This window comes from Streptomyces sp. NBC_01210, from assembly GCF_036010325.1.
Classification (GTDB): domain Bacteria; phylum Actinomycetota; class Actinomycetes; order Streptomycetales; family Streptomycetaceae; genus Streptomyces.
This window is the reverse complement of record NZ_CP108549.1, coordinates 4,625,143-4,651,402: the sequence shown is the minus strand read 5'-3', so window position 1 is coordinate 4,651,402 and position 26,260 is coordinate 4,625,143. Positions and strand designations below refer to the sequence as shown.

Here is a 26,260-nt window from a genome sequence, read left to right as displayed (position 1 = left end):
CGGCCGATCATCGCAAGAACGGGAGGGGCCCACTGTTCAGCACGCCAGAAATGACGCTAGCGTGGTGGCACCTTTGCACACGCGGGAGCTCGGAGCACCGGGCTGAGAGGGCGCTGACCTTCGTACGAGTCGTGACGAACCGTACGGAAGCCGCTGCGTCGACCGCCGAACCTGTTACCGGGTAATGCCGGCGTAGGGAGTAGGTCTCATGACCGTTCAGGATGCACGCACGCCTGCCGCCGACCAGGCGGAGCGCAAGCCCGGCTGGCACAAGGGGTACGTCGAGGGTTCGCGCCCCGACCTCCGGGTGCCGGTCCGGCAAGTGCACCTCACCAATGGCAAGGACGTGACGCTGTACGACACGTCCGGCCCGTACACCGATCCCACCGTCGAGACCGACGTCCGCCGCGGCCTGCCGCCGCTGCGGGAGAACTGGATCATCGGTCGCGGCGACACCGAGGAGTATGCGGGCCGCCCGGTCCGCCCGGAGGACGACGGGATCAAGCACACCTCGCCGCGCGGGGGACTGCGCAACCTCGACGCCGTCTTCCCCGGCCGCCCGCGCCAGCCCCGCCGGGGCCGCGACGGTCAGGCGGTGACACAGCTCGCGTACGCCCGCCGCGGTGAGATCACCCCGGAGATGGAGTACGTCGCGATCCGTGAGAACGTCACCGCCGAGGTCGTCCGTGAAGAGATCGCGGCGGGCCGGGCCGTCCTGCCCGCCAACGTCAACCACCCCGAGATCGAGCCGATGATCATCGGCAAGCGATTCCTGGTGAAGGTCAACGCCAACATCGGCAACTCCGCGGTCACCTCCTCCATCGAGGAGGAGGTGGACAAGATGACCTGGGCCACCAAGTGGGGCGCGGACACGGTCATGGACCTTTCCACCGGCCGCAACATCCACACCACCCGCGAGTGGGTGCTGCGCAACTCCCCGGTCCCGATCGGCACCGTGCCGCTCTACCAGGCGCTCGAGAAGGTCGACGGCAAGGCCGAGGAGCTGACCTGGGAGGTCTACAAGGACACGGTCATCGAGCAGGCCGAGCAGGGCGTCGACTACATGACCGTCCACGCGGGCGTGCTGCTGCGGTACGTGCCGCTCACCGCCCGCCGCAAGACCGGCATCGTTTCCCGCGGTGGCTCGATCATGGCGGCCTGGTGTCTGGCGCACCACAAGGAATCGTTCCTGTACGAGAACTTCGAGGAGCTCTGCGAGATCCTCGCCTCCTACGACGTGACGTACTCCCTCGGCGACGGACTGCGCCCCGGCTCGATCGCGGACGCCAATGACGAGGCGCAGTTCGCGGAGCTGCGTACGCTCGGCGAGCTCAACACCATCGCCAAGCGCCACAACGTGCAGACGATGATCGAGGGCCCGGGCCATGTCCCGATGCACAAGATCAAGGAGAACATCGACCTTCAGCAGGAGATCTGCGAGGAGGCCCCCTTCTATACGCTCGGCCCGCTGACGACGGACGTCGCGCCCGCGTACGACCACATCACCTCCGGTATCGGCGCCGCGATGATCGCCTGGTGGGGAACGGCGATGCTCTGCTACGTCACGCCCAAGGAGCACTTGGGCCTGCCGGACCGCGACGATGTGAAGACCGGTGTCATCACCTACAAGATCGCGGCGCATGCGGCGGACCTCGCGAAGGGCCACCCGGGAGCGCAGGAGTGGGACGACGCGCTCTCCGACGCGCGCTTCGAGTTCCGGTGGGAGGACCAGTTCAATCTGGCCCTCGACCCGGACACGGCACGGGAGTTCCACGACGAGACGCTGCCGGCCGAGCCGGCGAAGACCGCGCACTTCTGCTCGATGTGTGGTCCGAAGTTCTGCTCGATGAAGATCTCCCAGGACATCCGGCGGCAGCACGGCGCCTTGCAGGAGGAGATCGAGGCGGGCATGGACGAGAAGTCCAAGGAGTTCGCCGCGGCCGGCAACCGGGTCTATCTGCCGATCGCCGAGTGAGCTCCCGGCCACGGGCGCCGGCCGGGGTCACTCCGGCTGGTGCTCGGGGCCGCCGAAGTCCGGACTGGTGAAGTCCGGACTGGTGAAGGTGGGTCTCTGGCCCGTCGTCGAGCCCTCGCTCGGGCTGGAGTAGTCCGGGCCGCTGTAGCCGACCTTCGGGATACGGCTCACATGGTGCGGCGGGTCCGCGGACGACGGGTCGGCGCTGGGATCGGCCAGCGCTGCTCGCAGAAACGGCAGCAGGCCGCGTTCCAGCACCGCATGACGCCAGGCCTCCCTGGCGCGGGCCACCTCGTCCGGCTCGCCCGCCGACTCTTCGGCCGGGACCTGGGTCGCGCCGTTGCGCAGAGCGGTGAGCAGCAGCGCGACCGCGGCGACCAGGATTCCGGCCGCCGTGACCGCGCCGAAGAACCACCCGGCGGTGAGCAGGCTGTCCGCGAAGGACGGCGTGGGGCTGAGCATCTTCAGGATGTAGCCGACCAGCAGAAAGATCGCCGCAGCCGTTCCCGCGAGCACCGGCGCCAGTACGGCGATGACGGCGGCGAATCCGGCGCCGCTCTCGTCTGCCTCACCCGCGGCCGGGGCCAGCACGGAACTGTGCACGGACGCGGCGGCCGTGGGCGCGCGCAGATCCTCGCGGACCTTCACATAGTGCTCGTACTCGGCTGCGGCCGCTGTGGTGATGAGCGCTGTCGCGTTCAGGGCCATGGTGCGGAGTTGCTCGGCGTTCAGGCGCTGCCCCACGGCAGCGAGATCCGGACGGTCATGGGCGTTGCGCAGCGCGTCGTCGAGGATTCGCTCGTACTCGGCACGATCCTCGGTCAGCAGGTGCGGAGCGCTGTTCATGTGCATCCCCCGATGCTCCGTAGGGCCGGATTGCCCGCATCGACCGGGCGGTTGGGCAGAAACGGAGGAGAGCCTGCTACGGATAAGCCGATGGTAGAGCGGTTACGGCACGGGGTGACAGGGGGTTTCCGTAAATCCCCTGTCGAGGGTTGGCTCAGTCATGCAGCGGGAGTTCGACCACAAGCAGCTTTCCGGCCATGGTCACGCCGCCGTCCATGGCGATCGCGAGCCCGTCAGCGTACACATGCGGGCCTTCGACAACCGGACGCGCGCCGTCCTCACCGTCCTCGGTGCCCACCTCGCCGAGCAGATACGGAATGGGGCTGTGGCCGTGCACAACGCGTCGGCCGCCGTAGGCGGAGAGCAGTTCGCGTACGGCCTGCGGGCCGCCGTCGTCGCGGAAGGCGAAGCGCTTGGTGAACTTGCGGAACAGGTCCCAGCACTCGTCGGCGTCATTGCGGGTCAGGGTCTCGCGGACGGTGTCGTTGACCGCTTCGATCGAGTCGCCGTACTCGAGATAGGCCGTGGTGTCGGAGTGCATCAGCAGATGCTCATCCTCCAGCTCGATGGCGTCGAGGCGCGCCATCCACTGCAGATGGACGTCCTGCAGACGGTCCATATCGGTCTTCTGGCCGCCGTTGAGCAGCCAGGCGGCCTGGAAAGTGGCGGTTCCGGCCCCGGAGTTGACGGGGGTGTCGCCGAACCGCTTGGCGCCGAGCAGCAGCAGTTCGTGGTTGCCCATCAGGGCCTTGCAGTAGCCGCCGGCGGCCGCGGCCTCGGCGGAGAGCCGCATGACGAGGTCGATAACGCCGATGCCGTCGGGGCCCCGGTCGGTGAAGTCGCCGAGGAACCAGAGCCGGGCGTTGCCCGCGGCCCACTGGCCGTCCGCGTCGATGAGGCCCTGCTCGGTGAGGGCCGCGTGGAGTTCGTCGAGATATCCGTGGACGTCGCCGACGACATAGAGCGGGCCGAGCCCGTCGGCCGCGGGCGTTTCGGACGGGTTGATCTGCACCTGGACGGTGTCGCCGGGGCCGCTGCGGCTGATCACCGGGAGGTCGCGCGCGGTGGGGGTGTAGCCGTCCGGGGTCTCGCTCTCCGGGACGGCGTTGCCGGGATGGCCGGACTCCATGGACTGCTGCACTTGAGACCGCTGTGGCTGAGGCTGTGGTTGCTGAGCCTGTGCCTGTGCCTGTGGCTGTGCCTGCGGCTCCTGCGGTTGCGGTGCGTGCTGCTCTGGCACCGCGGACTGCGGTTCCTGCGGCTGCGGCACCGCGGACTGTGGTGCGTGCCGCTGCGGCGCCGCGGATGGCGCTTCCTGCTGCTGCTGCGGTGCAGCGGACTGTGGTTCCTGTGACTGCACGGGAACCTGCGCATACGGCGGTACACGGAAATCGCGCAACGTCGCCGTCCGCACCACGGGTCCTTGACCGGCCCCCTGAGTCATCGACCCCTCCACCACCGTCGCGCCGCCGTTCACCTCTCGGCCCAGCCTGGTCGGGGTGGTCCGCGGTGTCGTGCGCCCATCATAGGAATGAGCTCCGCGCTGTGTGACGCACCAGGGGTGGTGAATCCGTTTCACACCCCTGGTGCGCCGACTGTTTCGTACCGATTAGGAAGGTCTAGTCCGGAGAAGGGGATCGCGGGGCGCTCACAGTCGTTCGCTGAGGGCGGCGCTGTGATGACGTCCGTACGATCAGTTCGGTCGGTATTACCTGCCCGACCGGCCGGTCCTCGTCGACTCCTTCGATGGCGTCGATGAGGAGCTGGACGACTGCCGTGCCGATCCGGCGCGGTTTGAGCGAGAGCGTGGTGATGGGCGGTTCGGTGGTGGCGTACACGGTCGACTCGCTGCAGCAGACGAGCAGCAGATCGTCGGGGACGCGCAGGCCGTACCGCCGGGCGGCGGCGAGGAGATCGGTGCCGTTGGGGTCGAAGAGCCCGTAGACGGCGTCGGGCCGGTCGGGGCGGGCGAGCAGCCGGTCGGCAGCGACGGCTCCGGCGCACGGGTCGTGGGCCGGATAGGACTCGTAGACCGGGTCCTGGTGGACGCGTTCGCACCAGCTGAGATACGCGGTGGTGGACAGTCGTGTGTAGGTGTCGGTGGTGGTGCCGGTGAGCAGGCCGATACGGCGGGCGCCGGCGGCGGCGAGATGGTCGAGCAGATCGAGTACGGCGGCTTCGTGGTCGTTGTCGACCCAGGCGGTGACCGGGAGCGTGCCGGCCGGACGTCCGTCGGAGACGACGGGAAGGCCCTGGCGGACAAGTTCGGTGACGACCGGGTCGTGGTCGGACGGATCGATGACGACGGTGCCGTCGAGGGCGACGTTCGACCAGACGTCATGGCGTGAGGTGGCGGGCAGGATGACGAGGGCGTAGCCGCGGGCGAGCGCGGCGGAGGTCGCGGCTCTCGCCATTTCGGCGAAGTACGCGAACTCGGTGAAGGTGAAGGGTTCATCCCCGTACGTCGTCACCGTCAGGCCGATAAGGCCCGACTTTCCGGTACGGAGCGTGCGGGCCGCGGCGGACGGGCGATAGCCCAGCCGGTCGGCGACCTCGCGGACATGTCGGCGGGTGGCGTCCGGGAGCCGGCCCTTGCCGTTGAGTGCGTCGGAGACTGTCGTGATGGAGACACCGGCGGCGGCGGCCACATCTCGGATGCCCGCCCGACTCTGCCGGCTGCCCCGGCGTGATGTCTCCGTCCGGCTCACCTGGTGCTTCCCTGCTGCTGTCATGGCGAGCCGATAGTAGGGCTCGCGCGGGCGGTTGAGCCGGTCGCATATTCACTCGTTGACAGGCACGTTTCTGCATGGCTGTTCATCGTCAATCACCTTGGAAATCAAGGCGGTTGGGTGGTGCGCCCACGGCGTCTCGCACGTCCAGCCGCATGGGCCTGTCGAATGGTTGATGTTTCGAAGAGGTCTCAACTCACCACTACGGGGGATGCGCGCCACGGAGTGAGCTACCGGCGCGCGCGATATGGAGGAGCGCCCCCCCTTTTTCCCGGGGCCCCCATTCGCAGCGGACGTGAATCCTCATAAGGTGAGCAGTATTGGAGTACTGCTGTGTACAGATGGTCGAGGAGGACCCGCGGTGAGCGAGACGAGCCCCAAGCTGCGCGCCGAGCTGGACGGCATCCCCACGTACAAGCCCGGCAAGCCGGCTGCTTCGGGCGGCGCGGTCGCGTACAAGCTGTCGTCCAATGAGAACCCGTATCCGCCGTTGACCGGTGTGGTGGAGAGCGCGATCGCCGCTGCCCACAACTTCAACCGTTATCCGGACATGGCCTGCACCGGCCTGATGAACGAGCTCGCGGACCGTTTCGGGGTGCCCGTGACGCATCTGGCCACCGGCACCGGCTCGGTCGGCGTCGCCCAGTCGTTGCTGCAGTCCACCTCGGGCCCCGGCGACGAGGTCATCTTTGCCTGGCGGTCCTTCGAGGCGTACCCGATCATCACGCAGATCAGCGGGGCCAAGCCGGTGCAGGTGCCGCTGACCGCGGGTGATGTGCATGATCTGGACGCGATGGCCGATGCGATCACCGATCGGACCCGGCTGATCTTCGTCTGCAACCCCAACAACCCGACCGGCACGGTGGTGCGCCGGGCCGAGCTGGAGCGCTTCCTCGACCGGGTGCCATCCGACGTCCTGGTGGTGCTGGATGAGGCGTACATCGAGTTCGTCCGCGATGTCGACGTCCCGAACGGCATTGAGATCTACCGCGACCGCCCCAATGTGGCGGTGCTGCGGACGTTCTCCAAGGCGTACGGACTTGCCGGGCTGCGGGTCGGCTTTGCGATCGCCCATGAGCCGGTGGCCGCAGCGCTGCGCAAGACCGCGGTCCCCTTCGGTGTCTCGCAGCTCGCGCAGGACGCAGCGGTAGCCTCGCTGCGCGCCGAGGACGAACTGCTCGGCCGGGTCGGCTCGCTGGTCTCCGAGCGCGTACGGGTGCACGAGAGCCTGGTCAAGCAGGGCTGGACGGTGCCGGAGACCCAGGCGAACTTCGTCTGGCTGCGGCTCGGCGACCGTACGCTCGACTTCGCGGCGGCGTGCGAGAAGGCCGGTGTCATGGTCAGGCCCTTCGCGGGTGAGGGCGTGCGGGTCACCATTGGTGAGACCGAGGCCAACGACCTCTTCCTGCACGTCACCGAGGCATTCCGCAAGGAGTTCTAGGCCTCGACCCTCTCCACGCGGATCGGGTCGCCGGCGCGGACCGGCGCCAGCAGGCGGGGATCGCCGTCGATCCGGCCGAGGACATTGCACGGGCCTGCGAGCCGGCATTCGTCGCCGCGCGAGATCGGTGTGGGGCCGTAGGGCAGCGCGAGTGCGTCACCCTCGGTCCAGAAAGCGACCGTGCCCGGTTCCACCACCTGCCGGGCGGCCGCCTCCAGGGCGGGGGAGATGGTCGTGTCGAAGTAGACCTCTTCGCCCCAGGTGTGGGCGGTGGAGGCGAGTGGCAGAGCCCCCATGAGCGCCGTGCTCGTGGGGGTTTCTTCGAGGGTCGCGGTCAGGTGCCCGGCGGGCCAGGAGATCCGTATCTGCATTCGCCGGATTCAACAAGATGTTGAAGGGCTTGGGAAGGGGTACCCCCCGGTCGAAGGTGCGAATTTCGCATGAGCCATAATGCTTGTGAATGTGAACGCGTTCACAAGCATGCCTCGTTTCTCCCGTCATCGGCGGGATTAAAGGGGGCAGACTGCCGCAGTGACCACGGCGATGTAAGGAGAAGACGACGTGAACCTAGCTCTGGCGCCGGAGACCTTGGCGCGATGGCAGTTCGGCATCACCACCGTCTACCACTTCCTCTTCGTCCCTCTGACGATCTCGCTCGCCGCGCTCACCGCCGGCCTGCAGACCGCCTGGGTGCGCACCGAGAAGGAGAAGTACCTCAGGGCCACCAAGTTCTGGGGCAAGCTCTTCCTGATCAACATCGCCATGGGTGTGGTCACCGGCCTCGTCCAGGAGTTCCAGTTCGGCATGAACTGGTCCGACTACTCGCGCTTCGTCGGTGACGTCTTCGGTGCCCCGCTCGCCTTCGAGGCGCTGTTCGCGTTCTTCTTCGAGTCCACCTTCATCGGACTGTGGATCTTCGGCTGGGACAAGCTGCCGAAGAAGATCCATCTGGCCTGCATCTGGATGGTCTCGATCGGCACCGTTCTCTCGGCGTACTTCATCCTGGCGGCCAACTCCTGGATGCAGCACCCGGTCGGCTACCGGATCAACAAGGAGCGGGGCCGGGCAGAGCTCACCGACTTCTGGCACGTACTCACGCAGAACACCGCGCTCACCCAGTTCTTCCACACCATCACGGCCGCCTTCCTCGTCGGCGGCGCCTTCATGGTCGGCATCGCTGCCTTCCACCTGGCGCGCAAGAAGCACATTCCGGTGATGCGCACCTCGCTGCGGCTCGGGCTGGTCACCGTCGTGATCGCCGGACTGCTCACCGCTGTCAGCGGTGACCTGCTCGGCAAGGTCATGTTCAAGCAGCAGCCGATGAAGATGGCCGCAGCCGAGGCGCTGTGGGACGGCGAGGCGCCCGCGCCCTTCTCGGTGTTCGCGTACGGCGACGTCGAAAAGGGCCACAACACGGTCGCGATAGAGATCCCGGGACTGCTGTCCTTCCTGGCCAACGACGACTTCTCCTCGTATGTCCCCGGCATCAACGACGTCAACAAGTCCGAGCAGGAGAAGTTCGGGCCCGGCGACTACCGGCCCAATATCCCCATCGCCTACTGGGGCTTCCGCTGGATGATCGGCTTCGGGATGACGTCCTTCGCCATCGGCCTGCTCGGGCTCTGGCTCACCCGCAAGAAGTTCATGCTGCCGCCGGGCCTGCGGACGGGCGCGGACGAAGTGCCGCAGCTGGTGCTCTTCAAGAACAAGGCGCTGAATCCCAGGCTGACCAAGTGGTACTGGATCGTCGCGCTCTGGACGATGCTCTTCCCGCTGATCGCCAACTCCTGGGGCTGGATCTTCACCGAGATGGGGCGTCAGCCGTGGGTCGTGTACGGCGTGCTCCGTACCCGCGACGCCGTCTCCCCCAGTGCCTCGCAGGGTGAGGTGCTCACCTCGATGATCGTCTTCACCCTGCTCTACGCGGTGCTCGCCGTCATCGAGGTCAAGCTGCTTCTGAAGTACGTCAAGGCCGGACCGCCCGAGCTCACCGAGGCCGACCTCAACCCGCCCACCAAGATCGGCGGCGACGACCGTGACGCCGACCGCCCGATGGCCTTCTCGTACTGAGGCCCTGAGGAGCTGCTGAGGCATGGAACTTCACGACGTCTGGTTTGTACTCATCGCCTTCCTCTGGATCGGCTACTTCTTCCTCGATGGCTTCGACTTCGGGGTCGGTGTCCTGACCAAGCTGCTGGCCCGGGACCGGACCGAGCGGCGGGTCCTGATCAACACCATCGGGCCCGTCTGGGACGGCAACGAGGTCTGGCTGGTGACGGCCGGCGGTGCGACCTTCGCCGCCTTCCCCGAGTGGTACGCCACCCTCTTCTCCGGCTTCTATCTGCCGCTGCTGCTGATCCTGTTCTGCCTGATCGTGCGCGGAGTCGCCTTCGAGTACCGGCACAAGCGGGACGAGGAGAGGTGGCAGACCAACTGGGAGCACGCGATCTTCTGGACCTCACTGCTGCCGGCCCTGCTGTGGGGCGTCGCGTTCGGCAACATCGTGCGCGGCGTGAAGATCGACGGGCAGAAGGAGTACGTCGGCAACCTCTTCGATCTGCTCAACCCGTACGCGATCCTGGGCGGACTGGTGACGCTGACGCTGTTCACCTTCCATGGTGCGGTGTTCGCCGCGCTGAAGACGGTGGGGGACATCAGGGACCGGGCCCGGGGGCTGGCGCTGAAGCTGGGGCTGCTCACGGCCGTGCTGGCGCTCGGCTTCCTGATCTGGACCCAGGTCTCGCGCGGTGACGACAAGAGCCTGATCGCGATGATCGTTGCAGTGGTGGCGCTGGTCGGAGCGGTCGGGGCCATCAAGGTGGGACGCGAAGGCTGGTCGTTCGCGCTGTCGGGCGTGACGATCGCTGCCGCGGTCGCGATGCTGTTCCTGACGCTCTTCCCGAACGTCATGCCGTCCTCGCTCAATGAGGAGTGGAACCTTACGGTCACCAACGCCTCGTCGAGTCCGTACACGCTGAAGATCATGACCTGGTGCGCGGGCATCGCCGCGCCGCTGGTGATGCTCTACCAAGGCTGGACGTACTGGGTATTCCGCAAGCGGATCGGCACGCAGCACATCGCCGATGTTCATTAGTGGGGGATGTTTCACGTGAAACCGATCGACCCGCGTCTGCTCCGGTACGCCCGGGCCACCCGCCTCTTCTTGACCGCGGTGGTGCTCCTCGGCCTTGCCGGGGCGGCGCTGGTCGTCGCCCAGGCGATGCTTATCGCCGACGTGGTGGTGGGCGCGTTTGAGCGGGGGCTCTCCACCTCCGCTCTGGGGACGCCGCTGGCACTCCTGGCGGCGGTCGCGATCGGACGGGCTGTCGTCTCCTGGCTGACCGAACTGGCCGCGCACCGGGCGAGTGCGGCGGTCAAGTCGGAGCTGCGGGGGCGGCTGCTGGAGCGGGCCGCTCACCTGGGGCCCGAGTGGCTGAGTGGGCAGCGGACCGGTTCGCTGGTCGCGCTCGCCACGCGCGGTGTCGACGCTCTGGACGACTACTTCTCGCGCTATCTGCCGCAGTTGGGGCTCGCCGTCGTGGTGCCCGCGGCGGTGCTGGCGCGGATCGTGACCGAGGACTGGGTCTCGGCGGCGGTCATTGTGCTGACCCTGCCGCTGATTCCGCTGTTCATGATTCTCATCGGCTGGGCCACCCAGGCCCGGATGGACCGCCAGTGGCGGCTGCTGTCCCGGCTGTCGGGGCACTTCCTGGACGTGGTCGCCGGTCTGCCGACCCTGAAGGTCTTCGGGCGGGCGAAGTCCCAGGCCGAGTCGATCCGATCGATCACCTCGGAGTACCGGAAGGCGACGCTGCGGACTCTGCGGATCGCGTTTCTCTCGTCGTTCGCGCTGGAGCTGCTGTCGACTCTCTCGGTGGCGCTGGTGGCCGTCGGTATCGGTATGCGGCTGGTGCACGGGGACCTGGATCTGTACACGGGCCTGGTGATTCTGATCCTCGCGCCCGAGGCGTATCTGCCGATCCGGCAGGTGGGCGCGCAGTACCACGCGGCGGCGGAGGGGCTTTCGGCCGCAGAGGAGATTTTCCAGGTCCTGGAGACCGAGCCGCGGGCGGGCGGTACGGGCGAGGTGCCGGGCACACTCCGGTTGGAGCTCGACGGAGTGACCGTCCGTCACGCAGGGCGTAGCGAGGCGTCGTTGGATGCGGCCTCACTGGTGGTGGAGCCCGGCGACACGGTCGCGCTGGTCGGACCGAGCGGGGTCGGGAAGTCGACGCTGCTGGATGTGCTGCTCGGCTTCGTGGAGCCGGCCGAGGGGCGGGTGTGCGTCGGCGGTACCGATCTGGCGACGCTCGACCTGGACCGGTGGCGCGAGCAGATCGCTTGGGTGCCGCAGCGGCCGTATCTCTTCGCGGGGACGATCGCGGAGAACGTACGGCTGGCGCGACCGGACGCCGATGATGCCGCGGTGCGGGAAGCGCTGCGGAACGCTGGTGCGTACGACTTTGTGGCCGGGCTCCCCCAGGGTGTGGACAGCCTGCTCGGCGAGGACGGCACCGGGCTCTCGGCCGGCCAGCGGCAACGGCTCGCGCTGGCCCGGGCGTTCCTCGCGGACCGGCCGCTGCTGCTGCTCGACGAGCCGACGGCCGCACTGGACGGCGAGACGGAAGCGGGCATCGTCGACGCGGTGCGACGGCTGGCTCAGGGGCGGACGGTGCTGCTGGTCGTCCACCGGCCGGCACTGCTGGCGGTGGCGGACCGGGTGGTCACGCTCTCCCGTCGCGCATCGCTGATTCCAGGGCCCGCGAGGTCGGGAGTTACGGCGTACGGAGGTACTCAGCCATCGAGTTCGGCGGACACTCCGGCGGCAGCGCGCACGGAGATGGACAGAGATCAGCCCGCCGAGGCCGTTGACACTGCAGGGCCGACGCAGTCGGCGCGCACACGGTCGCCGCTGGCACGAGTACGAAGCGCTGCCGGGGAGCTGCGGGGCCGGCTCGGGCTCGCGCTGCTGCTGGGCAGCCTTGCTCTGGGTTCCGCCGTAGGGCTCATGGCCGTTTCCGGGTGGCTCATTTCGCGCGCGTCCGAGCATCCGCCGGTGCTCTATCTGATGGTGGCTGTGACGGCGACCCGCGCCTTCGGCATCGGGCGGGCAGTCTTCCGGTACGCCGAGCGTCTGGTGTCGCACGACGCCGTGCTGCGGATGCTCGCCGAGATGCGGGTCGCGGTCTATCGCAGGCTGGAGCGGATCGCACCCGCCGGGCTGCGGCAGTCCCGGCGCGGAGATCTGCTGTCGCGGCTCGTCGCCGATGTGGACGCCCTGCAGGACTACTGGCTGCGCTGGCTGCTGCCTGCCGGAGTGGCCGTCGTCGTCGGCGCGGGGGCCGTCGGCTTCACGGCGTGGCTGCTGCCCGAGGCCGGGGCCGTGCTCGCCGTCGGTCTGCTCCTCGCCGGTGTGGCCGTACCGCTGATCAGCGGCGCTTTCGCACGGCGGGCCGAACGTCAACTCGCGCCCGCACGCGGGGTGCTGGCCACCCGTGTCGTCGAACTGCTCGGCGGTACCGCCGAACTGACCGTCGCCGGAGCCCTGAAGGGACGACTGGAGAGAACGCGGGATGCCGACCGGCAGCTGACGCGCATCGCCTCCCGGGGCGCCGTCGCCACCGCACTCGGCGGCGGCCTCTCCGCGCTGGCCTGCGGGCTGACCGTCGTGTGCGCCGCCTTCGCCGGAGTGCAGGCGGTGCGTGACGGGCGGCTGGACGGGGTGTCCCTGGCGGTGGTGGTGCTCACTCCCCTCGCCGCTTTCGAGGCGGTCACCGGGCTCCCGGCGGCTGTTCAGTACCGGCAGCGGGTCAGGCGGAGCGCCGAGCGGGTGTTCGAGGTGCTGGACGCGCCCGTCCCCGTACACGAGCCGGACCGGGCGGCGGCTCCGCCGGCGACGGCGTTCCCGCTCCAGGTGCGAGGACTCGGCGCCCGGTACGCCGGACAGGAGCGGGACGCGCTCCGCGGATTCGATCTGACGCTCACCGTGGGGAGGCGCATCGCCGTCGTCGGCACCTCGGGTTCGGGAAAGACCACCCTCGCGCAGGTGCTGCTCCGCTTCCTGGACGTGAGGGAAGGGACGTACACGATCGGCGGCGTGGACGCGGCCGCGCTCGACGGGGACGCGGTCCGGCGGTTCGTCGGGCTGTGCGCGCAGGATGCCCACCTCTTCGACAGTTCCGTACGGGAGAACCTCCGGCTCGCGCGTACGGAGGCGACGGAGGACGAGCTTCGGCAGGCGCTCGCCAAGGCGAGGCTGCTGGAGTGGGTCGACGTGCTGCCCGACGGTCTCGACACTCTCGTCGGCGAGCACGGGGCGCAGCTGTCGGGCGGTCAGCGGCAGCGGCTGGCGCTGGCCCGCGCGCTCCTCGCCGACTTCCCCGTACTCGTACTCGACGAGCCGGCCGAGCACCTCGACCTGGCGACGGCCGATGCGCTGACGGCGGATCTGCTGGTGGCGACGGAAGGCCGGACGACAGTGCTGATCACGCACCGGCTGCAAGGGCTCGACGCCGTCGACGAGATCGTCGTCCTGGAGGCAGGCCGGACCGTGCAGCGCGGCTCGTACGCAGAACTCGCCACCGCCGAGGGGCCGCTGCGCCGGATGCTGGAGCGCGAGCGGGCCGCGGACCTGCTCGGTACCCGGCTCTCGACAGCCGAGTACCCGGTTTAGTACCCGGCTCTCGTCGCCGCACAGGACCTGCTCCTCTCAAGGTCGTGACAGCGCCCGAACCGAAGGGCCCGCCGGAAGCCGCGACAGGACGAAGGGGGGTACGACGGTGTACGGAGAGGCGTCCCAGTAGGCCAGGTGGAGTCACGACACCTCACCGGTACCCGAAATCGCCGCGGCGCCGGGCGACGATCCGTGGATGTGCTTGAGACACCGCGACCGGCCATTGCTCGTCCTGGCGGTGCTGTGCGCGCTCCTCGGTACGGCGGTACCCGCCGCCATGGCGTCCGACGGGCCCGTTATCGGTACCGGCGCCGAGGTGGCGCGACTGTTCGAGGACGCGGCGAAAGCCACCGCGAAGTACGAACAAGGCAGGCGTGCCGCTGACGCGCAGCGCACCGCGGCGGCCCGGCTCCAGGGGCAGCTGGCACTGCAGCGGAACGAACTCACCACGATCCACGACGCCATCGGCGGTGTCGCCCGTGCCCAGTACCGCACCGGCGGCCCGCTTGCCGTCACCGCTCAGCTGCTGTTCGCCGACAACCCCGAGGAGCTGATGCGCGGACAGCGGCTCGCCTGGCAGGCGGAGACGGCAGTGAATCAGCTGCTCGGCCGGGCCAGGCAGGCCGAGCGGCGGCTCGCCGTGACCGAGGGGAATGCCCGGACGGCCCGGCGCGAGCTCGAGGTACGGCAGGCACAGCTGGCAACCATCAAGCAGGGCATCAGCTCGAAGCTGGAAGAGGCACAGTGGGAGCTGCAGGGGGAGGCGGACCGCAGCGTGGCGGCGGGCAAGTGCGCGGGCGTCGTCCGGCTCGGGAAGCGCGCAAGCGCGCCGGCGGGCACGGCATGGGTGACGCCGGTGGAGAAGTACGAACTGTCCGCCGGGTTCGACAGCGCGGGTGAGCACTGGGCCCATCGGCACACCGGGCAGGACTTCGCGGTGGACATCGGCACCCCGGTGCGGTCGGTCGGGGCGGGCCGGGTGGTGTCTGTCTCGTGCGGCGGTGGATTCGGCATCGAGATCGTCGTCCAGCACCCGGGCGGCTACTACTCGCAGTACGCGCATCTGGCGACGACCACCGTCGACCAGGGCGACCAGGTACGCGCCGGGCAGTGGATCGGGCAGTCCGGCACCACGGGCAACTCGACAGGGCCGCATCTGCACTTCGAGGTGCGGCTCACGCCGTATCTGGGCTCCGGAGTGGATCCACTGCCCTGGCTCCGCGAACGCGGGGTCCGGGTCGAGTAGTTCTCGTTCTCCAGAGCTCTTGCTTCAGAGCTCTTCGCTGCTTTCCGCACGCCGGGCGAGGATCTGCTCGATGACGACGGCGACGCCGTCCTCGTTGTTGGCGACGGTCCGGCCGGAGGCCGCGGCGAGCACGTCCGGATGGGCGTTGCCCATCGCGTACGAGGTGCCCACCCAGGTCAGCATCTCCACGTCGTTGGGCATGTCCCCGAAGGCGACGACCTCGTCGGAGGAGATCCCGCGCCGGGCGCAGCACAGCGCCAGGGTGCTCGCCTTGCTCACACCGAGGCCGCTGACCTCGAGCAGCGCGGTCGGGCTGGAGCGGGTGAAGGATGCCAGGTCACCGGCGGCCGTACGGGCCAGCGTGAGGAAGCCGTCCGGTGTCAGCTCGGGGTGGTGCGCGAGCAGCTTGATCACCGGGGCGCCCTCGCCCAGCCGCTCCTCGTGAAGCAGCTTCTCCGCGGTCGCGACGGTCGCGCCCGGGTCGACATGGAACGGCGGATAGTCCGGCTCGTAGTGGATGCCGGTCGTCGTCTCGACCGCGAAAGAGGTACCGGGGGCGGCGTCGCGCAGGATCCTCACGACATCGAGGGCGGTCTCCCGCTCCAGCGCGCGGACCTCCAGCAGCTTCCCCCCGGCGTGCAGATCCACGACCGCCGCGCCGTTGGCGCAGATCGCGAGCCCATGGCCGTGGACATGGTCACTGACGACGTCCATCCAGCGGGCCGGGCGGCCTGTGACGAAGAAGACCTCGATCCCGGCCTCCTCGGCGGCGGCCAGGGCGGCGATCGTACGGTCCGAGACGGACTTGTCGTCGCGCAGCAGGGTGCCGTCCAGATCGGTGGCGATCAGCCGGGGGGTGGCGGGCAGCGGGCTGGGATCGGTAGCTGAGGTCACAGATCCATTCTCCCGTACGCGGGCGCACGGGCGTGCGACGGGTCGCACATTTGAGTGTGCTCGAGCCGGGTGCGGTGCCACGTACTCTCGAAGGCATGCGTTTGAGTACCGTGATCCTCCCCGTCCGCCGTTGGCACGAAGGTGGCCGCGACGAGTGGCTCCGAGCCGAGCAGCTCGGTTTTCACACCGCGTACACCTACGACCACCTGTCGTGGCGTACTTTCCGCGACGGCCCCTGGTACGGAGCGGTACCGACGCTGACCGCCGCGGCCGCCGCCACCGAGCGGCTGCGCCTCGGCACGCTGGTCACCTCACCGAACTTCCGCCATCCGGTGACCCTTGCCAAGGACCTGATCTCGCTGGACGACATCTCCGGCGGGCGGATCACGCTCGGCATCGGCGCGGGCGGCAATGGCTTCGACGCCACGGCGCTGGGCCAGGAGGCATGGACGCCGCGCGAACGTGCCGACCGGTTCGGGGAGTTCGTGCCGCTGCTCGACCGGCTGCTGACCGAGGGCTCCGTGACGTACGACGGGAGTTTCTACTCGGCGGTGGAGGCCCGCAACATTCCCGGCTGCGTCCAGCGGCCCCGGCTGCCCTTCGCGGTCGCCGCCACCGGGCCGCGCGGACTGAAGCTCGCGGCGAAGCACGGGCAGGCGTGGGTGACCACAGGTGACCCGAAGCTCTTCGAGACGGGTACGCCCGAGCAGTCCGTCGAGGCCATCCGCGGGCAGATCGACAAGCTCGGCAAGGCGTGCGCGGACATCGGCCGTGACGTGGCCGAGCTGGACAAGATCCTGCTCACCGGCTTCACGCCGGAGGCCGGCCGGCCGCTGGAGTCCCTCGACGCCTTTGTGGACTTCGCGGGCAAGCACTTCGAGCTCGGCTTCACGGAGCTCGTGATCCACGCACCGATCCCGGACTCGGACTTCGCAGCGGACCAGTCGGTCTTCGAGCAGATCGCCACAGAGGGGCTTGCCCAGCTGAGTCGCTGACCCGCAGGAGGGACCTCTCAGGAGGGCCCCGCAGCAGGATCTAGCGGCCTGGGAAGCGCAGAAACTCCGGCGGTACGGCAGCGGCGAGCCAGACGCCGTTGGCGCTGACGTGGAAAAGGTGGCCCGCTTCATACATCGCGCCGGCATGCACGGAGAGGACGACGGGGCGGCCGCGGCGGGCGCCGACGCGGGTCGCGGTCTCGCGGTCGGGCGAGAGATGGACATGGTGGCGGTTCATGGCGCGCAGTCCCTCGGCGCGGATCGCGTCCAGGCTGCGGGCGACGGTGCCGTGGTAGAGGTACGCGGGCGGCTCGGCCGGAGGCAGGTCCAGGTCGACCTCGACGGAGTGGCCCTGATTGGCGCGGATGCGGGTGCCGTCGATCGTGAAGCGCTGCTTGTCGTTGACGGCGACGACATGGTCGAGCTCGGCGCGGGTGATCCGGAAGCCGTGCTCGGCCGCCGCCCGCATCAGCTCGTCGACGGCCACCCAGCCGTTCTCGTCGAGGACGATGCCGAGCCGCTCCGGCTGGTGGCGCAGATGCTTCGAGAGGTACTTCGACACCTTCACGGTGCGTCGCTCATCGGGCTCATCGGGCCCATCGGGTCGTTCGGGTCTTGCGTTCATTCCGTCAGCGTGCCCGTCCGTTCGCCGGCAGCGCCACTGAAAATCTCGCTCCACATCGAAAATGTCGCTCCACAGGTTTGATCCACAGCCAACTGTAGTTATCCACAGGGGAATTGGCGATTCTGTGGACAACTCATCGGTCATTTAAGGGCTTTGGTCAAGTTGCGGGGAATCGTCATCGGTTGAGATGAGTGCGTCCAAGGTCCTGGCCTGCAACTCCCGTTCGGTCGCTGCGGTGATGAAGGCGGACGCGTTTTCCTTGCCAACCAGGGCCTGGACCGAGCGAATTGTCTCCGGCGGCAACGTCACAGGACGGAGCTCACTCTCCACCTGCGGCGGCCCTTCCACACTCAGGTGCTGCTGAAGATGGCGGGTGGCGAACGTCCGCATGGCCCGCGCCAGTTCGGCATCGATCGTCTGTTGTGCGAGTGGGCGCAGCCGCCGGACCAGGGACGCCGCCTCAGCCGCATCCGCGTCGGTCGGCGGCCGATGCCCCAGATATCGGGCGAAGACATGCTCGGTGGTGAACTCCAGGAAACGGGAGGCGATGTGCTCGACCTGCCCGCGAAGTTCCCGCAGATGACCGGAGATTGCCGGGAGCGGTACCCCGGCGGCATACAACTCTGCGGCGACCGCCAGCTCCTGGGGGCTCGGCACCAGGAATTCGTCGTCACGGCCGGGGATGCGCTCCAGCACCCCCAGGTCCACCGCTTCCGCGACGGCGGCCTCGTCCGGCTTCCCGCCGAACTTGCCGTCCAGCTCCGCGCGGGAGATCCTGGCCGCCTCCTCGTCCGTCCACGGTCCCTGCACCTCGGCCACCAGACCCAGCACCCCGCCGAGCCCGCGCCCGGCGTCCCAGGCCTCGAGCAGCTCCTTGATCGAGGCCAGGGTGTAGCCGCGGTCGAGCAGATCGGCGATCTGCCGCAGCCGGGCGAGATGGGCGGACCCGTACACATTGGCCCGCCCGCGCCGCTCCGGTTTCGGCAGCAGCCCGCGGTCCTGGTAGGCGCGGATCGTACGGACGGTGGCGCCACTGTGGTGCGCCAGGTCCTCGATCCGGTACTCGGCGACCGACTGGGCGACTGACTGCTCGGACAAGTCCGCTCCCTCGATGACAGGCCGCCTACGACAAGGCGGCGCGGCCCACCGCTCCCGCCGCGGCACGGGCCGCGGGCGAGGTCGCGAGATAGTCGACGGCCTTGCGCAGCGAGCCCTCCTGCGAGGGATGGTACGACCGCCGGAAGTATCGAGGTATGGCCGCGCCCAGCTCGCGCCACGTGGGCAGCAGTCCTTTGCCGACCGCGCGGTTGTGCTCGCGCAGGGAGTAGCGCAGCCGGCCGGCGAGCTGGGGGTCGTGCCGGATCAGGTAGGCGGTGCCCCACACCCAGAGCCAGGCCAGCACGGGCGCGGTGACGGCCATGCCCTCGATGCGGCGGGCATAGCGTGGCAGTCCCTCGCCACCGCAGTGCTGGTACATCTCGAAGGCGACTGCCCGGTGCTCGACCTCCTCCGCGCCGTGCCAGCGCAGCAGATCGAGCATGATCTTGTCGGCGTTCGCCCGGTCGAGACCTTCGGCGTGCAGCACCCAGTTGCCCAGGACTGCCGTGAACTGCTCGATCGCGGCGATGACCGACAGGCGGAAGCGCAGCCACTCCTGGGGCGGTACCGGCGCCCCGAACGGCGGCTTCTCGCCGAGGAGTTTCTCGAAGAGGAGGTCGACGTACTTGGTGAATGCCTCGGTGTCGAGCCGCTGCGCGGCCAGGTGGTCCAGCACATACGCGTGCTGCACGCTGTGCGTGGCCTCCTGGCCCATGAAGCCCTTGACGTCCTTCAGCATCTCCGGGTCGTCGACCAGGGGCAGCGCTTCCTTGAAGACCTTGACGAACCACCGCTCGCCGGCCGGCAGCAGAAGATGCAGCACATTGATGACATGCGTGGCGGTGGGCTCGTCCGGTATCCAGTGCAGCGGCGTCCCGTCCCAGTCGAACGAGACCCGGCGCGGCGCGATGGCGTAGTGGCCGGTGTGCTCCTCGGTGCTCACAGCGGCGGCTCCAATCGGGCGATCGCACGCAGCGTCCTGGGCGTGAAGCGGGATATGAACAGGGCTCCACGGGCCTCGGGCGTCACCGGCACCACCGCCTGGTTCTTCACGACGGCGCGAAGGATCGCGTCGGCGACCTTCTCCGGCGGGTAGTTGCGCAGCCCGTACAGCCGGGCGGTCTTCTTCTGGCGCCGTTTCTCCTCAGCCGCGTCGACGCCCGCGAAGCGCGCCGTGGACGTGATGTTGGTGTTGACGAAGCCGGGACAGATCGCCGAGACCCCGATCCCCTGTCCGGCCAGTTCCGCCCGCAGACACTCGCTGAGCATGAGCACCGCGGCCTTGGAGGTGCTGTACGCGGGCAGGGTCTTCGAAGGCTGATAGGCGGCAGCGGACGCGGTGTTGACGATATGGCCGCCCTGGCCGCGCTCGGCCATCTGCCTGCCGAAGAGCCGGCAGCCGTGGATGACGCCCCACAGATTGACGTCGAGGACCTTCTTCCAGTCCTCGGCGCTGGTCTGGAGGAAGGAGCCCGAGAGACCTATGCCGGCGTTGTTGACCAGGACGTCCACGATGCCGTACTCGGTGGCGACCCTCTCGGCGAGCTTCTCCATCGCCTGCTCGTCGCTGACGTCCACCGTTTCGCCCCAGGCTTGGGGGGAGCCGATCAGCCGCGACATCTCCGCGGTCCTGGCTGCGCCTTCCGCGTCCCGGTCCACGGCCACGATCCGCGCCCCCGCCTCGGCGAACGCGAAAGCAGTGGCCCGCCCGATGCCGCTGGCCGCACCCGTCACCAGCACGAGCTGCCCGGCGAACCGCTCGGCATACGGACCCCGGGCTACGGTGTCCAGCGCGGCCACTCCGGCCACTCCGGCCGCGCTGTCCTCGTTGGCCGTGACGAACTCACTGATCCAGGCCGAGAGCTGATCGGGCCGGGTGCGGGGTACCCAGTGCTTCGCCGGCAGCGAGCGACGCGTCAACTGCGGGACCCATCCGCCCAGTTCGTCGTAGAGCCGCTCGGACAGGAACATATCGCCGGTCGGCGTGATCAACTGAACGGGGGTGTGCGCGTACGCGTCGGAGCGTGGGCGGCGCAGCCGGGCACGGACGTTGTCGCGGTAGAGCCAGGCGCCGTGCGCCGCGTCCTGCGGAAGCGAAGCCGTCGGGTAGTCGCCGCCGGGCACCTTCTCCACCCGCTGCAGGATCTTCGGCCACAGCTTGCCCAGCGGGCCGCGCCAGGCGAGCTCCGGCAGCACCGGCGTATGCAGCATGTACACGTACCAGGACTTGGCACCCTGTCCGAGCAACTGGCCGATCCTGCGGGGTGTGGGCCGGCTCATCCGCTTCTTGATCCAGTGCCCGAAGTGGTCCAGGGACGGTCCTGACATCGAGGTGAAGGAGGCGATACGGCCTTCGGTGCGCTTGACCGTGACGAACTCCCAGGACTGCACAGAACCCCAGTCGTGTCCGACCAGATGCACCGGCTTGTCCGGACTCACCGCGTCCGCGACCGCCAGAAAGTCGTCCGTCAGCTTCTCCAGCGTGAAGCCGCCGCGCAGCGGGGCCGGAGCTGTCGAGCGGCCGTGCCCCCGGACGTCGTACAGCACTACATGCAGCCGGTAGCGGTCCGCCAGCCGCTCCGCGACCTGGGACCACACCTCCTTGCTGTCCGGATAGCCGTGCACCAGCAGCACGGTCGGCTGCGAGGCGTCCCCCAGCTCGGCGACGCACAGCTCGATTCCACCCGTACGGACCCAGCGCTCCCGCGCCCCCTTGAGACTCACGCTTCCTCCTTGACGTTCGCATTTCCGCCCGCTGGGCGCAGAGGCGCGGCGATCGCGGCCTTCGCGGTCATTGCGGCGACCATGGCCATCGTGGTCTTCTGCGGCCCGGCGGCCCCCCGTGCGTCGCTCACGCGGTCCTCTCCTCCGCCCAGCGCCGCACATGCGGCAGATCGTCGTCCAGCCAGAACGCGCTCTGCTGCGGGTCCTTGGAGTCGGTGATCACCAGGATCTCCTCGAACTTCGCGCCCGTGCCCCTGAATCCGAGGTGCGGCTCGACAGCCCACAGCCCCGGTCGGGGCGGGTGGTCGGAGAACCTGTACGGGCTCCACAGCGGTGACCAGCCGTCCCGGTGACCGCGCACCGCATCGCCGGCAAGGCCCTTCAGCGACTGTGTGCCGAACCCGAAGAGATGCGGCGAGAAGCGGCGCTCCTTCACCCGGTCGATCTTGTGGGCGATGACCCCGAAGGGATACGCGCGGTGCCGGTTGGCGTACCCCTGCCGGACCATCAGCCGGTCCACGTCCTCGTAGATCTCGCGCAGCGAACGCCGCTCCCGCACCTCGCGCAGGATCAGCTCGCGGTGCGCCTCCAGATCGGCGAGCAGTTTGTTGTGCACGGGGCTCGGGCCGAGGCAGCCGGAGTAACCGATGTCCGCGGTGTAGCCCTTGTGGACCGGGGCCATGTCGAGGATGAAGGGCATGCCCGCCTCGAGCACCCGGTTGGTCGGGAAGAACTGGAGCGGTATCCGGAAGTTGACGAAGGCCGTACGGTCCCCGAACCAGGCGAAGGGCAGGTGGAACCAGTCGCGCACACCCCGCTCACGCAGCCACTCACGCTGCATCCGCGCCGCCCCGCGCTCCGTCACGCCGGGCTTGAGCTGCGCCGCGACCGCCTCCGCGCATGCGTACGCGAGGCGCTGCACTTCCTTGAACCCCCGCAGTTCCGCGGTCAGTTCGCTTGCCACTGCTGAGGCCATGCCACCGTCCGTCCCGAGTGCGGTACGTGTCCGTAACTTGACACTGATGAATGTGACAATGCTCGGCGGCTGCGTCAAGGGTCGTGCGTCAGCCTGTGGAAAACCCGCCTGTGGAAAACCCATCCGAAGGTCATGGGCCCCGAGACCGGCTGTCCACTTTCGTCGTAGGCCCCTACGGGTCCGTACCTCTCGAGTCGGACACCGATCCAGCCGCCAGGGCTGACGCCCGATGTGTCGTGCGCCACTACCTTCGAAATGTGACTGTGATCGCGACCGAAAGCCTGAGCAAGCGGTTCCCCAGGGTGACCGCTCTTGACCGGCTCTCCTTGGACATCGGACCCGGTGTGACCGGCCTGGTGGGCGCCAACGGAGCCGGCAAGTCCACGTTGATCAAGATCCTGCTGGGTCTGTCCCCCGCCACGGAAGGCCGGGCCGCGGTGCTCGGACTCGACGTCGCCACCAGCGGCGGCGCCATCCGCGAGCAGGTGGGGTACATGCCCGAGCACGACTGCCTGCCGCCCGATGTCTCGGCCACCGAGTTCGTCGTCCACATGGCGCGCATGTCCGGGCTGCCGCCCACGGCCGCCCGCGAGCGCACCGCAGACACTCTGCGCCATGTCGGTCTGTACGAGGAGCGGTATCGCCCCATCGGTGGCTACTCGACCGGTATGAAGCAGCGCGTCAAGCTCGCGCAGGCCCTGGTCCACGACCCGAAGCTGGTCCTCCTGGACGAGCCGACCAACGGTCTCGACCCGGTCGGCCGCGACGAGATGCTGGGCCTGATCCGCCGCGTCCACACCGACTTCGGCATCTCGGTCCTGGTCACCTCGCATCTCCTCGGCGAGCTTGAGCGCACCTGTGACCATGTTGTCGTCATCGACGGCGGCTCGCTGCTGCGCTCCAGTTCCACCAGCGACTTCACCCAGATCACTACGACCCTCGCGGTCGAGGTCACCGACACGGACACGCATCCCGACGGCACCGCGGTGCTCCGTGAGGCGCTCGCCGCAGCCGGAATCACGCTCCACGCGCGCGTGGAGGACGGTCTGCCCGGTGCGGGCCACATCCTGCTCCTCGAGGCGACGGGAGAGGAGACGTACGACGTGGTGCGCGACACCGTCGCCGGGCTCGGCCTCGGTCTCGTACGGATGGAACAGCGCCGCCACCACATCGCGGAGGTCTTCCGCCCCGAGGCACAGAGTGATCAGGGCGCGCACGGCGCCCAGGAGCAGGAGGTGCAGGTTCGATGAGCACCGAGACCAACACCGTGACCGGGGCCGAGACCACCCGGATCCACAACATCGGCTACCGGAACTACGACGGGCCGCGGCTCGGCCGCGCGTACGCACGCCGCTCCCTCTACTCGCAGTCCCTGCGCGGGGCTTACGGACTTGGGCGCTCGGCCAAGTCCAAAGTGCTGCCGATGATTCTTTTCGCGGTGATGTGCCTGCCCGCGGCGATCATCGTCGCGGTCGCCGTCGCCACCAACCTCAAGGACCTTCCTCTCGACTACACGCGCTACGCGATCGTCACCCAGGCGGTCATCGGCCTCTTCCTGGCCGCGCAGGCACCGCAGTCCGTCTCCCGTGATCTGCGCTTCAAGACCGTGCCGCTGTACTTCTCGCGCCCGATCGAGCGCATCGACTACGTCCTCGCGAAGTACGGGGCAATGGCCTCGGCTCTCTTTGTACTCACCGCGGCACCGCTGGTCATCCTCTACATCGGCTCACTGCTCGCCAAGATGGACTTCGTGGACCAGACGAAGGGATTCGCGCAGGGGATGCTTTCCGTCGCGCTTCTCTCCGTCCTCTTCGGCGGCCTCGGCCTGGTGATGGCCGCGCTCACGCCGCGCCGCGGCTTCGGTGTCGCCGCCGTGATCGCCACGCTGACCATCACGTACGTCGCCGTCTCCACTGTCCAGGCCATCGCCTGGGAGACCGGCTCGCCCGATGTGATCAAGTGGTTCGGCCTCTTCTCGCCGGTCACGCTCATCGACGGCGTACAGACTGCCTTCCTCGGCGCCACTTCCGCCTTCCCCGGCAAGGCGGGGCCGGAAGCCGGCGTGGGCATGGTCTATCTGCTCGTCGTCCTCGCGCTCGTCTTCGGCTCGTACGCCGTCCTGATGCGCCGCTACCGAAAGGTCGGGCTGTGACCACCATCAACATCGAGCACACCTCGCGGTGGTTCGGCAATGTCGTGGCCGTCAACGACGTGACCATGACGATCGGCCCCGGCGTCACGGGTCTGCTCGGTCCCAACGGCGCGGGCAAGTCCACGCTCATCAACATGATGGGTGGTTTCCTCAACCCGTCCACGGGAAGCGTCACGCTCGACGGTCGGACGATCTGGCGCAACGAGTCGGTCTACCGGCAGATCGGCGTCGTACCGGAGCGGGAGGCGATGTACGACTTCCTCACCGGCCGCGAATTCGTCGTCGCCAACGCCGAATTGCACGGACTGGGCAGGAAGGAGGCCCAACGCGCCCTGGCCACCGTGGAGATGGAGTACGCGCAGGACCGCAAGATCGCGACGTACAGCAAGGGCATGCGGCAGCGCGTGAAGATGGCCTCGGCCCTCGTCCACGAGCCGTCCGTACTCCTCCTTGACGAGCCCTTCAACGGCATGGACCCGCGCCAGCGCATGCAGCTGATGGACCTGCTGCGGCGGATGGGAGCGGAGGGCCGCACCGTGCTCTTCTCCTCCCACATCCTGGAGGAGGTCGAGCAACTCGCCTCCCATATCGAGGTGATCGTGGCCGGACGACATGCTGCGTCCGGCGACTTCCGCAAGATCCGCCGACTGATGACGGACCGGCCGCACCGCTATCTCGTACGGTCCAGCGACGACCGGGCGCTCGCCGCGGCCCTGATCGCCGACCCGTCGACGGCCGGCATCGAGGTCGACCTGACCGAGGGTGCGCTGCGCATCCAGGCCGTCGACTTCGGCCGATTCACCCAACTGCTGCCGCGGGTCGCCCGCGAGCACTCCATCCGGCTGCTCACGGTCTCGCCGTCGGACGAGTCCCTCGAGTCGGTCTTCTCCTACCTCGTAGCGGCCTGAAAGGAGCTGTGACGTCCATGTACAACCCCACAGTCGCCCGGCTCACCTATCGGGCCGTGCTCGGCAAGCGGCGGGCAGCGATTCTGTTCGTACTGCCCGGTCTGCTGCTGCTCATCGCGGCGGCGGTACGCAGCTTCAACGGCCTGGACGACCAGGTCGCCGCCGATGTCCTGGGCGGGTTCGCCATCGCGACGATGGTGCCGCTGATCGGGGTGATCGCGGGCACCGGGGCGATCGGGCCCGAGATCGACGACGGCTCGATCGTCTATCTGCTGGCCAAGCCGGTGAAGCGGTCGACGATCGTCTTCACCAAGCTGATCGTCGCGATCGCGATCACGATGGCATTCTCGGCGGCCCCCACCTTTGTCGCGGGGTTCATCCTCAACGGCAACGGCCAGCAGGTCGCGGTGGCGTACACGGTGGCGGCGCTGGTCGCCTCGATCGCCTACAGCGCGCTGTTCCTGCTCCTCGGGACGGTCAGCCGGCACGCGGTGGTCATAGGGCTCGTCTACGCGCTGGTCTGGGAGACGCTGTTCGGCAGCCTGGTCTCGGGCGCGCGCACGCTGAGTGTGCAGCAGTGGTCGCTGTCGCTCGCCGAGAAGATCGGCGGCGAGGGCCTGATCGGCTCGGACGTGGGCCTGCCGCTGGCGGTGGCACTGCTGGTGGGGGTCACGGTGGTGGCGACCTGGTATGCGGGGCAGAAGCTGCGGGTGCTGAAGCTCGCCGGCGAGGAGTGACCGTAGAGCATCGCGTTTGTAAGTCAACCCCCGTCCGGTGGGCGGGGGTTGACGCATATCCGCGTAGCTGTGCGTTTATCGGTTCGTTGTCCACTGTGCGTGGAGGCAACTGGAGTTCGTAGCGACGAGAGTTCGTGAAATTGGGGATTGCCGGTGCCGGATCGAAAGCCGGGCCGGTCATTGGGTGAGCAGCACCGTGAGCCGACCTCCACCCCTGTGCCCGGGGAGAGGGCCGTCCATG

At 68.6% G+C, this 26,260-nt stretch carries 22 protein-coding genes; 11 read left to right on the top strand and 11 right to left on the bottom strand.

Annotated features, from left to right (window positions below; genetic code table 11):
* The first annotated feature begins 208 nt into the window (after nt 1–208).
* Nucleotides 209–1,975 (top strand): phosphomethylpyrimidine synthase ThiC, encoded by a 1,767-nt coding sequence (gene thiC, locus OG735_RS21055; protein ID WP_327324725.1) that lies wholly within the window; start codon nt 209–211, stop codon nt 1,973–1,975.
* Between the two features lie 27 nt (nt 1,976–2,002).
* On the opposite strand, the gene OG735_RS21050 is transcribed toward thiC, so the two are convergent.
* From OG735_RS21050 to OG735_RS21040, 3 genes are all read right to left on the bottom strand, one after another.
* Nucleotides 2,003–2,827 (bottom strand): hypothetical protein, encoded by an 825-nt coding sequence (locus OG735_RS21050; RefSeq protein ID WP_327324724.1) that lies wholly within the window; start codon nt 2,825–2,827, stop codon nt 2,003–2,005.
* 148 nt (nt 2,828–2,975) lie between these two features.
* Nucleotides 2,976–4,265, bottom strand: a complete 1,290-nt coding sequence (locus OG735_RS21045; protein ID WP_327324723.1) for a metallophosphoesterase — start codon at nt 4,263–4,265, stop codon at nt 2,976–2,978.
* Nucleotides 4,266–4,440: 175 nt separating this feature from the next.
* A complete protein-coding gene (locus OG735_RS21040) occupies nt 4,441–5,553 on the bottom strand; it encodes a LacI family DNA-binding transcriptional regulator (protein WP_327324722.1) in 1,113 nt (370 codons plus the stop codon).
* Between the two features lie 358 nt (nt 5,554–5,911).
* Here OG735_RS21040 and hisC point away from each other — a divergent pair, with 358 nt between their 5' ends.
* Nucleotides 5,912–6,991, top strand: coding sequence for a histidinol-phosphate transaminase (gene hisC, locus OG735_RS21035; RefSeq protein ID WP_327324721.1), 1,080 nt, complete (start codon nt 5,912–5,914; stop codon nt 6,989–6,991).
* Here the strand turns inward: hisC and OG735_RS21030 are convergent.
* Nucleotides 6,988–7,362 (bottom strand): cyclophilin-like fold protein, encoded by a 375-nt coding sequence (locus tag OG735_RS21030; RefSeq protein WP_327324720.1) that lies wholly within the window; start codon nt 7,360–7,362, stop codon nt 6,988–6,990. The two genes, hisC and OG735_RS21030, sit on opposite strands and share 4 nt — an antisense overlap.
* Nucleotides 7,363–7,552: 190 nt before the next feature.
* On the opposite strand from OG735_RS21030, the gene OG735_RS21025 reads away from it, so the two are divergent.
* From OG735_RS21025 to OG735_RS21010, 4 genes are all read left to right on the top strand, one after another.
* Nucleotides 7,553–9,061, top strand: a complete 1,509-nt coding sequence (locus tag OG735_RS21025) for a cytochrome ubiquinol oxidase subunit I (RefSeq protein WP_327324719.1) — start codon at nt 7,553–7,555, stop codon at nt 9,059–9,061.
* 22 nt (nt 9,062–9,083) lie between these two features.
* Entirely contained in the window at nt 9,084–10,085 is a 1,002-nt protein-coding gene (gene cydB, locus OG735_RS21020) for a cytochrome d ubiquinol oxidase subunit II (RefSeq protein WP_327324718.1), read from the top strand.
* A gap of 15 nt (nt 10,086–10,100) precedes the next feature.
* Nucleotides 10,101–13,664, top strand: a complete 3,564-nt coding sequence (cydD, locus tag OG735_RS21015; RefSeq protein ID WP_327324717.1) for a thiol reductant ABC exporter subunit CydD — start codon at nt 10,101–10,103, stop codon at nt 13,662–13,664.
* 196 nt (nt 13,665–13,860) lie between these two features.
* On the top strand, nt 13,861–14,910 hold the full coding sequence (locus tag OG735_RS21010) for a M23 family metallopeptidase (RefSeq protein ID WP_327324716.1): 1,050 nt from the start codon (nt 13,861–13,863) through the stop codon (nt 14,908–14,910).
* A gap of 24 nt (nt 14,911–14,934) precedes the next feature.
* On the opposite strand, the gene OG735_RS21005 is transcribed toward OG735_RS21010, so the two are convergent.
* Entirely contained in the window at nt 14,935–15,804 is an 870-nt protein-coding gene (locus tag OG735_RS21005; RefSeq protein ID WP_327324715.1) for an HAD family hydrolase, read from the bottom strand.
* A gap of 95 nt (nt 15,805–15,899) precedes the next feature.
* Here OG735_RS21005 and OG735_RS21000 point away from each other — a divergent pair, with 95 nt between their 5' ends.
* On the top strand, nt 15,900–16,799 hold the full coding sequence (locus tag OG735_RS21000; protein ID WP_327324714.1) for an LLM class flavin-dependent oxidoreductase: 900 nt from the start codon (nt 15,900–15,902) through the stop codon (nt 16,797–16,799).
* Between the two features lie 40 nt (nt 16,800–16,839).
* On the opposite strand, the gene OG735_RS20995 is transcribed toward OG735_RS21000, so the two are convergent.
* The 6 genes from OG735_RS20995 to OG735_RS20970 all read right to left on the bottom strand — a co-directional run bounded on the left by OG735_RS20995 (nt 16,840) and on the right by OG735_RS20970 (nt 22,222).
* Complete coding sequence (locus OG735_RS20995) at nt 16,840–17,424, bottom strand: RNA 2'-phosphotransferase (RefSeq protein WP_327324713.1); 585 nt, start codon at nt 17,422–17,424, stop codon at nt 16,840–16,842.
* Nucleotides 17,425–17,568: 144 nt separating this feature from the next.
* Nucleotides 17,569–18,522 (bottom strand): MerR family transcriptional regulator, encoded by a 954-nt coding sequence (locus tag OG735_RS20990; protein WP_327324712.1) that lies wholly within the window; start codon nt 18,520–18,522, stop codon nt 17,569–17,571.
* A gap of 25 nt (nt 18,523–18,547) precedes the next feature.
* Complete coding sequence (locus OG735_RS20985; RefSeq protein WP_327324711.1) at nt 18,548–19,465, bottom strand: metal-dependent hydrolase; 918 nt, start codon at nt 19,463–19,465, stop codon at nt 18,548–18,550.
* Nucleotides 19,462–21,246: an SDR family oxidoreductase gene (locus OG735_RS20980; RefSeq protein ID WP_327324710.1), complete on the bottom strand. Its 1,785-nt coding sequence runs from the start codon at nt 21,244–21,246 to the stop codon at nt 19,462–19,464. The genes OG735_RS20985 and OG735_RS20980 overlap by 4 nt, the downstream gene beginning before the upstream one ends.
* Nucleotides 21,243–21,377 (bottom strand): hypothetical protein, encoded by a 135-nt coding sequence (locus OG735_RS20975; protein WP_327324709.1) that lies wholly within the window; start codon nt 21,375–21,377, stop codon nt 21,243–21,245. The genes OG735_RS20980 and OG735_RS20975 overlap by 4 nt, the downstream gene beginning before the upstream one ends.
* Nucleotides 21,374–22,222: a M24 family metallopeptidase gene (locus OG735_RS20970; RefSeq protein WP_327324708.1), complete on the bottom strand. Its 849-nt coding sequence runs from the start codon at nt 22,220–22,222 to the stop codon at nt 21,374–21,376. Before OG735_RS20970 ends, OG735_RS20975 begins: the two co-directional genes overlap by 4 nt.
* A gap of 263 nt (nt 22,223–22,485) precedes the next feature.
* On the opposite strand from OG735_RS20970, the gene OG735_RS20965 reads away from it, so the two are divergent.
* The 4 genes from OG735_RS20965 to OG735_RS20950 are packed head-to-tail and all read left to right on the top strand — an operon-like array spanning nt 22,486 to nt 26,019.
* Entirely contained in the window at nt 22,486–23,472 is a 987-nt protein-coding gene (locus tag OG735_RS20965) for an ABC transporter ATP-binding protein (protein WP_327328400.1), read from the top strand.
* Nucleotides 23,469–24,374: an ABC transporter permease gene (locus OG735_RS20960; RefSeq protein WP_327324707.1), complete on the top strand. Its 906-nt coding sequence runs from the start codon at nt 23,469–23,471 to the stop codon at nt 24,372–24,374. Before OG735_RS20965 ends, OG735_RS20960 begins: the two co-directional genes overlap by 4 nt.
* Complete coding sequence (locus tag OG735_RS20955; RefSeq protein ID WP_327324706.1) at nt 24,371–25,282, top strand: ABC transporter ATP-binding protein; 912 nt, start codon at nt 24,371–24,373, stop codon at nt 25,280–25,282. The genes OG735_RS20960 and OG735_RS20955 overlap by 4 nt, the downstream gene beginning before the upstream one ends.
* Before the next feature lie 17 nt (nt 25,283–25,299).
* A complete protein-coding gene (locus OG735_RS20950; RefSeq protein ID WP_327324705.1) occupies nt 25,300–26,019 on the top strand; it encodes an ABC transporter permease in 720 nt (239 codons plus the stop codon).
* The last annotated feature ends 241 nt before the right edge of the window (nt 26,020–26,260 follow it).

Coding starts and splice junctions, on each gene's coding strand:
- OG735_RS21010 (WP_327324716.1), top strand. CDS start 13,861: ATGTGCTTGAGACACCGCGACCGGCCATTGCTCGTCCTGGCGGTGCTG.
- OG735_RS21045 (WP_327324723.1), bottom strand. CDS start 4,265: ATGACTCAGGGGGCCGGTCAAGGACCCGTGGTGCGGACGGCGACGTTG.
- OG735_RS21040 (WP_327324722.1), bottom strand. CDS start 5,553: ATGACAGCAGCAGGGAAGCACCAGGTGAGCCGGACGGAGACATCACGC.
- OG735_RS21030 (WP_327324720.1), bottom strand. CDS start 7,362: ATGCAGATACGGATCTCCTGGCCCGCCGGGCACCTGACCGCGACCCTC.
- OG735_RS21000 (WP_327324714.1), top strand. CDS start 15,900: ATGCGTTTGAGTACCGTGATCCTCCCCGTCCGCCGTTGGCACGAAGGT.
- OG735_RS20960 (WP_327324707.1), top strand. CDS start 23,469: ATGAGCACCGAGACCAACACCGTGACCGGGGCCGAGACCACCCGGATC.
- cydB (WP_327324718.1), top strand. CDS start 9,084: ATGGAACTTCACGACGTCTGGTTTGTACTCATCGCCTTCCTCTGGATC.
- OG735_RS20970 (WP_327324708.1), bottom strand. CDS start 22,222: ATGGCCTCAGCAGTGGCAAGCGAACTGACCGCGGAACTGCGGGGGTTC.
- OG735_RS21050 (WP_327324724.1), bottom strand. CDS start 2,827: ATGCACATGAACAGCGCTCCGCACCTGCTGACCGAGGATCGTGCCGAG.
- OG735_RS20950 (WP_327324705.1), top strand. CDS start 25,300: ATGTACAACCCCACAGTCGCCCGGCTCACCTATCGGGCCGTGCTCGGC.
- OG735_RS20995 (WP_327324713.1), bottom strand. CDS start 17,424: ATGAACGCAAGACCCGAACGACCCGATGGGCCCGATGAGCCCGATGAG.
- thiC (WP_327324725.1), top strand. CDS start 209: ATGACCGTTCAGGATGCACGCACGCCTGCCGCCGACCAGGCGGAGCGC.